Source organism: Nonomuraea rhizosphaerae (assembly GCF_019396405.1).
In the GTDB taxonomy this organism is placed as follows: Bacteria; Actinomycetota; Actinomycetes; order Streptosporangiales; family Streptosporangiaceae; genus Nonomuraea; species Nonomuraea rhizosphaerae.
Window position 1 is genome coordinate 1 of sequence record NZ_JAHKRL010000254.1, and the last position, 10,574, is coordinate 10,574.

Sequence of the window (10,574 nt, forward strand, 5' to 3'; positions counted from 1 at the left end):
CCGCCGGGCGCCCGCCCGTCGCGACGCCCATGGCGGACTTCACCTACCGGGGCGGCCTCACCCAGAGCGACCTCGGCGGCACCGCCCAGGGCATGCTCGCCTTCGTCGGCGACGGCGACACCGCCACCGACTGGTCCATGCGGGTGGAGTCGGTCGGCGAGACCCACCGCGTCGTCGTCATGGAGAGCACCGGCAGGACCTACCTCGACGGCAAACGGGTGCGCGGCGAGCCGACGGCGGGCGCGTACCTGCTGGCCATGCTCATCCCCGCGACCGGCGGCATCGGCGTCGTGCTGGAGATGATCGGCCTCACCCCGAAGGTCAGCAGGCAGGAGCGCACCTACTCCGGGTCGCTGCTGACCACCAAGGGGCCGCAGACGGTCCAGGTCAAGCTCTCGGAGATCACCGGCGGCTGGACCACCGCCGAGCTCGCCCGGACCCAGCTCACCTGGAAGCTGACCCTGGACGAGCTCGACCGGCCGACACGTTTCGCCCTGTCCTGGCGCGCCCTGAACGACAACAGCCGCATCTCCTCGTCCTTCACCACCACCTACGCGAAATGGCGGACCGGGAAGATCACCGCGCCCCGGCGAACGGCTCAGTAGGACTTCTGCGTCTGCACGTTGAAGTCGTCCATCCTGACCTTCTTGGCCGGGTCGGTCAGCGGGTCGTCGATCCGCAGGACGTACAGGCCGTCGCGGATCTCGCTGGAGTAGATGTAGCCGTTGTAGTAGTACGCCGACCACGACCCCGCGATCCCCTTGCCGAACGGCGGCGGGTCGTAGTAGCCGATCTCCTTGGGGGCGGCCGAGTCGGTGAAGTCCCAGACGGACACGCCGCCCTGGTACCACGACTGGACCATGATGTCCTTGCCCGGCACCGGCAGCAGCGAGCCGTTGTGGGCGACGCAGTTCTCATCCTCCGACTGCTCGCGCGGGATCTTGAAGTAGCCGCGCCGCTCCAGCTTGTTGTTCACCAGGTCGTACACCGCGTCCGCGCCCTTGGTCGCCGGGATGCCGCTGTTGCAGGTCGGCGCGCCGCCGCCGCCCAGCTCGTCGCCGAAGACGACCTTGGTCGCGTCGTTGTTGAACGTCGCCGAGTGCCAGAGCTGGAAGTTCTCCTCGTCGCGCACCTGCTGGATCAGCTTGGGGTGCACCGGGTCGGAGATGTCCAGCAGCACGCCCTCGCCGAAGCACGCCGCCGCCGCCAGCCTCTTCTCCGGGTAGGCCGTGATGTCGTGGCAGCCGGCGCCGTCACCCTGGTCCGGCAGGAAGTTCGGCTTGGAGACCACCTTGGCGGACTTGGGGTCCTTGGTGGGGATCTCCACCACCTGGAGCAGCGCGTGCGGCGGGGGACAGGTCTCCGACTCCGGCTCGGGGCCGGGCGAGGACACGTACACGTACAGCTTCTCCCCGTCCGGGACCATCGTGTGCGTGTGCGAGCCGCACTCGGTGGCGACGGAGGAGACGTACTTGGGGTTCTTCTTGTCGCTGACGTCGAAGATCCGCAGGCCCTCCCAGGCGCGGTCACTGTTCGTCGAGGTGCACGTCTCGTCGCTGCGCGGCTCGTCCACCGAAAGGATCAGCAGGTCGCCGTGGACGGTGACGTCGTTCTGCTGCGCGGGGCAGGCGACCTGGCTGACCGTCACCGGCTTCTCCGGGTCGCTGATGTCGAAGATCGAGAACCCGCCGAAGTTGCCGACGAACGCGTAGTCACCCTGGAAGGCCAGGTCGGTGTTCCAGTCCATGTCGCCGTTGAGCGGGGCGGTGCGGGGCAGGTGCGCGACGAGCTTGACGTTCGGGCTCGTCCTGGCGTCACCGGTGGCCCCGCTCCCGCTGCTGGACCGCCCCTGGCCGGTGGGCTCCGTGAGGGGGGTGGGCTCGCCGGCCGTCCCTCCGGTCCGGGTGGGCTGCGGCCCGGCGGCGCAGGCGGCCAGCAGCAGCATCGTGGCCGCGCACGCCGCCACGCTCCGTACCTTTCCGAAGATCACGCGCTTCCCTCCCCTTCGTGGCTCAGTATGGAAGCTATGTCAGCGGAGTCCCGATCGCGTGCCCTCATCGCCAACGGTTCGCTGACAGTTCTGGCAGTTCTGGCGGCCGCGGCGCTGACGCTGGCGGGGTGCGCCGCGCAGGAGCCGGGGGAGCCGTCGCCGATCGGGACCGGCGCTCCGGTGATCGTCCCACAGGGCCCCGGCAGTCCGGCCCGCACCGCCACCCCCGGCGAACGCCTCGGCCAGACGCCCGGCTCGCCGGTCGCCGCCGACGTGCGCTTCGCCGAGGGCATGGTCCCGCACCACCGGCAGGCGCTGGAGATGTCCGGCCTGGCCGGCGACCGTACGGAGAACGCCGCCGTACGCCGCTTCGCCGACCGGATCCTGACCACGCAGCGGCCCGAGATCACGGTCATGACCTCGTGGCTGACCGGCCTGGGCCGCGCCGTGCCGGACACGCACGCCCACGACCCCTCGTCCGGGGACGGCATGGCCTCACCCGCGGAGCTGAACGCCCTGCGCGCGGCCCGTGGCGCGGCATTCGACCGGATGTTTCTGGAGCTGATGATCAGGCACCACGAGGGGGCGCTGCGGATGGCGGGGGCGGAGCTGGCCGGGGGACGGGACCTGCGGATGCGGCTGATGGCGAAGGACGTGTACTCGGGTCAGAGCGTCGAGATCACCAGAATGCGGGCCGCGCTGCGATCACTGCCGTGATGGGCCTTGGTTGTTCTCAGAGTGCCGAGACCCACTCGTCCACGGTCGTGACCTCCGCCTGGCGCGGGAACACCTTCTCCACCAGCACCCGGTGCACCTCAGGGTCGGCGTCGAGGCACCCGTCGGCCAGGACGGTGAGCCCGAAGTCCAGGTCGGCCGCCTGCCGCAGCGTGGACAGCACCACCCCGCCGGTGGCGATGCCGGTCAGGACGAGATGGTCGACGCCCCCGGCCCGCAGGACCACGTCGAGGTCGCTGCCGGCGAACGCGCTGACCCGCCGCTTGGTGACGACGACGTCGCCGGGCTCGGGCGCCACGTCCGGATGGATCTCCATGGCCCGCGCGGCCTCGTCGCCGCCCGCCTGCGGCGTCGCCCGCGCCAGCCGGGCGAACATCTTGTTGCGCCCGCTGACCTCCGGGAACCCCGGCCGGAACCCGACGACCGCGTAAATCACCGGAACGCCGGCCGCCCTGGCGGCGCCGATCGCCTTGCCCAGGCGCGGCAGGTAGTCCGGGTCCGCGTACCGGTCGACGATGACCTGCTGGACATCCATGACGAGGAGAGCGTGCTGGGCCACCGTCACCCTTCCGTACCGCGAGCCAAGTCAACAACTGATTACTTGCTGAGCGTACCGGACGCGCCGCGGGTGGCGTGGCGACCCGCTCAGCAGATCTTGTAGGCGGCCCGCGAGGAGTTGTACGAGCAGGAGTCGACCAGCTTGCCGGACGCGTCGCGCAGGTAGCCGGTGTCGCTGGTCTGGTTCCAGATGTAGGCGTAGGTGTTCCCGCTCCTGTTCCAGTAGCGGGTGGTGGCGGTGTCCCTGCCCTTGCCGGTCCGCAGGGTGACCGTCTTCCCGGCCCTGAGGGTGAACGTGCCGAACGTGTAGATGTGGTCCGCCCGGCGCGTCCTGTCGCGCACGGTCCACCCCTTGAGGCTGACGGCCTTCCTGGTGGTGTTCCTGATCTGCACGTACTCGCCGTTCAGGCTGCTGTTCGCGCCGTGGTCCGGTGATCCCGGCGAGTTGTAGTAGATCTTGGTGATCCGGACGGCCGGCCCGGCCGCGTGGGCGGGCTGGGAGGCGACGACCATGCCGGCGGCCAGCACCACGGCGGCCGGCCAGGAGAGGATTCGCACGGTGACGCTCCTGGGGTGGGGATATGACGTGGAGCGATCCTATTGACGGCGCTCTGTGCTTTTGGACCGTTCCCGTATCGGTTTGATATCTGATACACCAGATGATCTCCGCACCCTCCCCGCCCTGGTCGCGGGGGTGGCGGGCGCACTGCCCGCCCGCTCGCCCACGCAGGTGTCCCCGGGCTCAGCTGACCGCCTGCTTCACCAGCGCACCGATCCGCTCCTCCACCTCTTCCGTGATCTCGGTCAGCGCGAAGGCGACCGCCCACATCGCCCCGTCGTCCAGCTTCGCCGGGTCGCTGAACCCGAGCGTCGCGTAACGCGTCTTGAACTTCGCCGCCGGCTGGAAGTGGCACACGAGCTTGCCGTCCAGCGCGTAGGCGGGCATCCCGTACCACAGCTTCGGCGCCAGGCTGGGGGCGCCGGCCAGGACGACGGCGTGGACCCGCTCGGCCAGGACCCGGTCCGCGTCGTTCATCTCGGCGATCTTCGCGAGCACGTCCTGCTCCGCCTGCGCCGCCTTGTCCGCCGGGCTGCGCCGCGCCGACGTCTTCAGCTCCCGGGCGTGGTCCTTCATCGCGGCCCGCTCCTCGGCGGTGAAACCCTCGTACGTGTTGGTGGCGCTCATGGTGTTCTCCCTTGTCGTTCCCGGTGTGAGACGAGTCTGTCCGGTCGCGTCGATACATTCGCTATGCGATGACGATGCGACGGCTTCGGGAGTGTAGCGACCGAGGAGAACCTTCGACCGGCCTGGGCCGACGCCGCTCACCAGCCGTGGGTCCGGCGGACGGACCGGTCAGTCGTCCGCCGGGCGGCTCGTGCGGTTCAGCCAGGCGACCACGGCCAGCACCCGCTTGTTCCGCTCGCTGCCGGGATCCGTCCCGTCCGGGATGAGTTTGCGGAAGATCTCCGAGACGTGGCGCTCGATGGCCGGGATGGACAGCCGGATCTCGGTGGAGATGCTCTTGTTCGTCCATCCCGCGACCATGAGGTTGAGGATGCGCAACTCGATCTCGCTGAAGGCGGACGCCCCGGCCTGCTGCTTGCGGAGGGACTCCACCACGTCGACGGCGATGTCCGCGTCCACGACTGAGCGGCCCTGCGCCACGCGGCAGATGTCGGCGTACAGGCTGACCGGCGTCACCCGGTCCTTGTAGAGGAACCCGAGCGGGCCGTGCGGGATCTGCCGGGCGGCCCTGCGGACGTAGTGGTGGCGCAGATCCTCCTCGTACCCCGACATGATGATGATGCCGAGATCGGGGAACTCCTCGCGCAGCTGCTCGGCGACCCGGATCCCCTGATCGGTCAGGCTGGGCGGCATCCGCAGGTCCACGATGACCACGTCGGGCGGGTCGGCGCGGACCTGCTCGAGGAAGGTGTCCACGCGCTCCGAGCAGATGGTCACGTCGAGCCCGCGCTCCTGCAACGAGTTGCGCAGGCTGGTGCGCCAGAGCTCGTTGTCGTCGATGATCCCTACGCGAAATCCCATCGCGCCACCACTCTCGTTCCCTCGCCGGCGGCGCTCGACATCTCGAAGATGCCGCCGCTGTCCTCGATCCGCAGGCGCACGCCCGCGATCCCGGCTCCCGCCGGGTCGGCGGTGCCGACTCCGTTGTCGGTCACCTCAAGGACGAGCAGGTCGCCGAACTTGGCCAACTGGACACGCACGCTCTGCGCGGAGGCGTGCTTGAAGATGTTGAGCAGCAGTTCTTTCGTCGTGTAGTAGAGGACCTCCTCCAGGCGACCGAGATCCATGTCGCGGATGTCGAGGGCGACGCGCATGTTGAGCTGGTCGGCGATGTTCGCGACGGCGGACCGCAGGCCGCCCGTCAGCTCCGCGGGGCGATAACCGCGGGTGGTGGCGCGGATCTGGTCGATGGCCTTGTCGATCTTCTCGCACACCGTGCCCAGGCCGTCGGCGACCGGGCCCGGCTGGACGGCGGCCTGAAGGCTCATCACGTCGATCCGCGCGGCGTAGAGCGTCTGCTGCACCCCGTCGTGCAGGTCGCGGGACAGGGACCTGGCCGCCAGCTCGCGCTCGTGCACGAGTTCCTGACGGGAGGCGGCCAGGTCGGCGACGCGGGCCTGGAGGCTCGCCTGCGACTGGGCGTTGGCGATGATGCCGTACGCGACGGATCGAACCTCGTCCATCCGGCGCCAGTTCCGCAGTACCGCGGGGTGGCCGACGATGACGGCGACCGGCTCACCGGCTCCCGAGGTGACGAACTCCCGCGAGTCGCCGGAACGGCTGCGGACGGTACAGGGCCGGCCGTCCGGCCCCACGTACGCGTTCGCGGGCGGGTCCCAGTAGAAGACCTCAAGCGTCTGGTCGTCCAGCGCCTGCCGCAGATAATCCACCACAGCGGAGGGGGTCGCCAGGTACGGCAGGTCGTGCAGCAGCCTCGACTGCAGCAGAAGGCGGGCCACCAGTGAGGCCAGCAGGCTCAGCAGCAGCACCGTCATGATCAGGCCGAGCAGCGCGTAGGCGTGATAGTTGGTGAACGAGGGGCTCAACATCAGGGTGGTGCTGATGACGGCGGTCAGCACGGCCAGGACGACCGATCCGATCGCGAACGGCAGCAGCGCCTTGCGCTCGAACGAGTTCTCGTTCGCCACCCTGCGGAGCTGGATCCGGCACATCCACACCGCGGTGCCACACCATCCGGCGCCCAGCACGAACGCCACCACCTGGTAAAGGTCCGGATCGGCGTGGAGCGTGGGCCACCAGGCGCCGGGCAGGTACTTGTTCCACTCCGGCCTGGCGAGGAACCCTTGCCCGACCGTCCCCACCACGATGAAGAAGAACGCGACGGCGAGCCAGACCTTGTGCTCACGGGTGAGCCGCTTGTTCCGGTACTTGAGGACGCCGTACCCCAGCGGGAACGTGTAGACGCCCGAGGCCAGCATGGACACGTAGGGGAACGGGCCGCCCAGGACATCCACCCCCGTGGTGGAGAACGCGAACCCGGCGATGACAAAACTGAGGCCGGTGGCGAGCTGGTCCTGAACGCGGATCAGCATGACGCCGGTCGCGGTGAAGGCCGCGACGACAACAGTCTCAATGGTGAGAAAGTACGGATTTCGGTAAATAAGCGGACTCTGGCTGAGAAGGACGAGGGCGGCTGCCCCGCAGGCGCTTAACAGTACAAGTACCCATACTTGGATAAAACGCCCACGAGTTCCATCGCGCGCAAGGGTTCCAGGGTCGGCTGGCATCACCTTCAGCCTGGGTGTTCCATTCCTGCCCCGTCAAGGCTGGAAGGCCATCGCCCCGGTGATGGATGTCCATCACATTCGGCCTATTGTCCATCGTTTGATGAATTTTTTTGTTGGTTGGGTGATTGACCGGGAACAGCCAGTGCGGAACGCAACAAATACGCGCACAAGAGATTCTATGGGGGGATCGTAACGTGCACGAATTCGCGGCGGCACTCACCACGGGCGGGGCAGGCGAGATCCGCATCGACGGGGACGCACGGGACCTCGCCGCCGTGCTGGAGGGCCCGGCGATCGGCGGGTTCTCCGTCGGGAGGGTGCCGGACAGGCCGGCGGACGCGGATCGCGACGGCCTGATCTCGGTCGACGAGGTCCAGGCGGTGGGGGCCGAGCAGACACCACAACGATGGCTGTACGGGGGCGCGGGGGAGATCATCCTCGCCCGCGCCCGGGAACGCGCGCCCGGCACCTGCTCGCCCAGGCACCGGCGTCCGGGCCCGCGACAGCTGCACCGCCGACTTCAGCCGCCCCGTCGAGTTCCTCCAGGAAGGAACCAGATCATGCGTGCGAGCATCGTCTCCACCACCCCGTCGGCCGTCCTGCCGGCCGACGGGGTGAGGGCGGGCGACCACGACGCGGTGCACGGCATTCAGAACGCACGAGTCGTAGAGCGGCAGTCACACCACGACCATGATTCCGCGGTGAGCACGACGTGTCTCATCGAATGACGCGAGAAGGCCGCACGTAGGTGAAGGACTGACGATTTCCGGTCCGGCGGATCGGAATCCTGCCATTCGTTCTCAGCGTCGGGGACGGTGGGAGGGCGGGTCTGGGGGAGACCTCTTCGGGGGCTTTCGGGGGCTATAGAGGTGACACCTGGATCCTGCACGTCGGGAAGGCCCGGCAAGGCGCTTTCCCGGATATCAGGTTTCTAGGCGGCGGGACTGCTCGGGGTCCGCCGCGGGGGAGGGTGGATGAACCGAGCTATTTTCTGGTTCGCGGGCGCCGACCACGATCTGATCGGGCGGGCGCCGGTCGAACGGGCACGGTATTTCGGCGTCGGATTCGCCGTGGTGCTGACGGCGGTGACGGCGTTCGGTGGAATGCTCCTGGTGCTGTCAATGGTTTCGCCGCCTCTGGTCTGGTGGTACGCGATCATCGCGCTGGTCTGGGCGCTGTTCGTCTTCAACCTCGACCGCTCACTGGTCGCCAACGTCGACTACGGCCCGCTGACCGGGGACAACACAGGGCTGAAGCCGAAGTCGTCGATGGCCGGGCGGATGCTCACCTACGGCGGACGCCTGCTGGCCGCGATACTGATCGCCCTGGTCGTCTCCGAACCGGTGCTCATGCAGTTCTTCGCGCCGGAGATCGAGCAGGAGTTACGGAAACTCCAGGTCTCCGACCTGTCGGCGGTGTCGTACGAGGTGCGGAACAGCAACGCCTTCGCCGATCGGAAGGCCGCCGGCGACAAGGCCCTGGCGGACGCCAGGAAGGCCAAGAGGAACAGCGACGCCGACGCGCTTCGCAAGCGCAAGGCGATGGACGAGGAGATCAACGGAACCGGCGGCACCGGCCTCAAGGGGTGCGAACGCATCTGCGTCATGAAAGAGCGGGCCTACCGGAGGGCGCAGGCGCGCGCCGACGCGGCCGGGACGGCGCTGGAAAGGGCCGAGACCACGCACCGGAAGGAGCAGGCCGCGCTGGAGCGTGACATCAAGGCCGAGATCGACGCGCAGCGCGACAAGGTCAAGGCGAACGGCGGCCTGCTCAACCGCGAGCGGGCCCTGGACGCCGCCGCGGCCAAGAATCCCGCTCTGGCCGCCCGCCGCTGGATCATCACCGCCATGCTGGTCATGGTCGATCTGATGCCCGTGCTGCTCAAGCTGTTCGGACCGCTGACCATGCACGACTACCGGCTGCGCCGCAGGACCGCGCGCGAGGCCGAGGCGTACGGGCGGCACCTCATGGAGGAGCACAGCGCCCAGGAGGCGGAGCGGGCCGTCCGGATGCGCCGGCGCGACGTGCGGCAGGCGGTCGAGGAGCGGGGCCATCGCCAGCGCCTGGCCCACACGAACCTGGAAGCGGATCACGCCGACGAGCTCCACCGCGAGAGGCTCCAAGCCGCACGCGTCATCGCCAAGGAGCGGATCCAGCTCGACCTGGAGTACGACCTGCAGGAGGCGCGTCTGCGTCACCGTCACCGCCTGGTCGGCCTCACCCGGCGGATCAAGAGGACGCGGAGCGGCGGGGGGAGCGTGGGCGCGGGGACCACCATCCCGTACCGGCAGGAGCCGTACGGCACGGACGACCGGCTCGTCCTCAACGACCGCTGGGTGGTGCGCGGTGAGGGGCCGCCCTCCGGCAGGGGCGGCCAGGGCGAGACCCGGCTCGGCTACGACAAGGACGACCCGGCCAGAAAGGTCGTCATCAAGCGGGTCAGGTGGCTCGGCGACCGCGACATGAGCTCGGTGGAGTTCCGCAAGGCCACCGAGCGGTTCGAGAAGGAGATCGACCGCCACCGCAAGGTGGTGAGCGACTACGTCGCGCCCGTCGTCGACTCCGGGTTCGACTCCCGCTTCGGCCTCTTCATCATCACCCCGCTCTACCCTGACACGATCTTCAGCAGGCTGCACGCCCGGATGACGCCGGACGGCGAGTTCATGCCCACCCTGGAATGGGCCCTGCGGATCACCGAGCAGGTGCTGCTGGGCCTGCGTGACTGCTTCGAGCAGCACGCCCTGATCCACCTCGACATCAAGCCCGCCAACATCGCGCTGGAGGCGAACCCCGATCAGGTGCGCATCATCGATTTCGGCCTGGCCAAGGTCGTTTCCCAGGAGGGCGAGATCACCAGCGGAGTCACCGGCGCGACCCGGTTCTACGCCCCGCCGGAGCAACTGCGGTCGTCGCGGACGAACAAGGGGGCCTGGTGCTCGCCTCGCGCCGACGTCCGCGCCGTGGCCGCCACCGTGTACGAGATCCTGACCGGCTCGCCGCCGCTGCTCCGCGAGGCCCTGGCCGCCGGGATGCTCGACGGCAGCCACCACATCGCCCCCGACCGCTTCCCGGACTTCATCAAGCTGCACCAGGCGACGCTGCCGATCCGGCCGCGCCTCCTGCTGCCCGAACTGCCTGAGCCGATCGACGACCTCGTCATGCGCTGGCTGTCGCCCCGGCCGGGCGACCGGGCGGCCGACCCCGGCAAGGCCCTGGAGCAGTTACGGGCGGCACGGGCCGCCATGCCGGAGGGCGCCGACTCCATGTGGGTCGGGCCCCTGCACGTCAGGGACCAGCGCCAGGACCATCACCAGGGCCGGTCTCCCGAAGGCACCCTCGACACCGCCGGCCGAGACGACGAGCAGGGACAGGCGTGACCATGACACAGCAGCTACCCGCGTTCCTGGCCGGAATCATCGTGGGCGCCCTGCAGACACTCGTGTTCCTCGCCCTGCGCGCCCGGTGGCTGGAACGGCGGGTACGCCGTGGCGCCGCGCCACGGCCGACGACGTCCGCC

General features: G+C 69.1%; 10 protein-coding genes. 4 read left to right on the forward strand and 6 right to left on the reverse strand.

Going from position 1 to position 10,574, the window contains the following annotated elements; genetic code table 11:
* Positions 1-605: hypothetical protein (locus tag KME77_RS12845; protein WP_219466261.1), on the forward strand; the 605-nt coding region annotated here is incomplete at its 5' end.
* On the opposite strand, the gene KME77_RS12850 is transcribed toward KME77_RS12845, so the two are convergent.
* The gene (locus KME77_RS12850; RefSeq protein WP_308250683.1) at positions 599-1,990 is read right to left on the reverse strand and encodes an LVIVD repeat-containing protein; all 1,392 of its coding nucleotides are present in this window, start codon (positions 1,988-1,990) and stop codon (positions 599-601) included. The genes KME77_RS12845 and KME77_RS12850 overlap by 7 nt on opposite strands.
* A gap of 36 nt (positions 1,991-2,026) precedes the next feature.
* On the opposite strand from KME77_RS12850, the gene KME77_RS12855 reads away from it, so the two are divergent.
* On the forward strand, positions 2,027-2,707 hold the full coding sequence (locus KME77_RS12855; protein ID WP_219466269.1) for a DUF305 domain-containing protein: 681 nt from the start codon (positions 2,027-2,029) through the stop codon (positions 2,705-2,707).
* 16 nt (positions 2,708-2,723) lie between these two features.
* Here KME77_RS12855 and KME77_RS12860 read toward each other — a convergent pair whose 3' ends face one another.
* The 5 genes from KME77_RS12860 to KME77_RS12880 form a co-directional block, all read right to left on the reverse strand.
* Complete coding sequence (locus tag KME77_RS12860) at positions 2,724-3,260, reverse strand: cysteine hydrolase family protein (RefSeq protein WP_219466270.1); 537 nt, start codon at positions 3,258-3,260, stop codon at positions 2,724-2,726.
* 110 nt (positions 3,261-3,370) lie between these two features.
* Positions 3,371-3,841 carry a lamin tail domain-containing protein gene (locus KME77_RS12865; RefSeq protein ID WP_308250684.1) on the reverse strand — a complete coding sequence of 157 codons (471 nt, stop codon included), beginning with the start codon at positions 3,839-3,841 and terminating at the stop codon, positions 3,371-3,373.
* A gap of 184 nt (positions 3,842-4,025) precedes the next feature.
* Complete coding sequence (locus tag KME77_RS12870) at positions 4,026-4,469, reverse strand: iron chaperone (RefSeq protein ID WP_219466271.1); 444 nt, start codon at positions 4,467-4,469, stop codon at positions 4,026-4,028.
* 168 nt (positions 4,470-4,637) lie between these two features.
* Entirely contained in the window at positions 4,638-5,330 is a 693-nt protein-coding gene (locus KME77_RS12875; protein ID WP_219466272.1) for a response regulator transcription factor, read from the reverse strand.
* Positions 5,315-6,862, reverse strand: coding sequence for a sensor histidine kinase (locus KME77_RS12880; RefSeq protein WP_219466283.1), 1,548 nt, complete (start codon positions 6,860-6,862; stop codon positions 5,315-5,317). Before KME77_RS12880 ends, KME77_RS12875 begins: the two co-directional genes overlap by 16 nt.
* Before the next feature lie 389 nt (positions 6,863-7,251).
* Here KME77_RS12880 and KME77_RS12885 point away from each other — a divergent pair, with 389 nt between their 5' ends.
* Both KME77_RS12885 and KME77_RS12890 read left to right on the forward strand, forming a co-directional pair.
* A complete protein-coding gene (locus KME77_RS12885; RefSeq protein ID WP_219466284.1) occupies positions 7,252-7,785 on the forward strand; it encodes a hypothetical protein in 534 nt (177 codons plus the stop codon).
* Positions 7,786-8,031: 246 nt separating this feature from the next.
* Positions 8,032-10,434: a DUF4407 domain-containing protein gene (locus tag KME77_RS12890; protein ID WP_219466286.1), complete on the forward strand. Its 2,403-nt coding sequence runs from the start codon at positions 8,032-8,034 to the stop codon at positions 10,432-10,434.
* Positions 10,435-10,574 lie beyond the last annotated feature (140 nt).

Bases quoted from the DNA above. Each gene is read 5' to 3' on its own strand.
- KME77_RS12880 (WP_219466283.1), bottom strand. From the start codon at position 6,862: ATGCTGATCCGCGTTCAGGACCAGCTCGCCACCGGCCTCAGTTTTGTC.
- KME77_RS12855 (WP_219466269.1), top strand. From the start codon at position 2,027: ATGTCAGCGGAGTCCCGATCGCGTGCCCTCATCGCCAACGGTTCGCTG.
- KME77_RS12875 (WP_219466272.1), bottom strand. From the start codon at position 5,330: ATGGGATTTCGCGTAGGGATCATCGACGACAACGAGCTCTGGCGCACC.
- KME77_RS12870 (WP_219466271.1), bottom strand. From the start codon at position 4,469: ATGAGCGCCACCAACACGTACGAGGGTTTCACCGCCGAGGAGCGGGCC.
- KME77_RS12860 (WP_219466270.1), bottom strand. From the start codon at position 3,260: ATGGATGTCCAGCAGGTCATCGTCGACCGGTACGCGGACCCGGACTAC.
- KME77_RS12890 (WP_219466286.1), top strand. From the start codon at position 8,032: ATGAACCGAGCTATTTTCTGGTTCGCGGGCGCCGACCACGATCTGATC.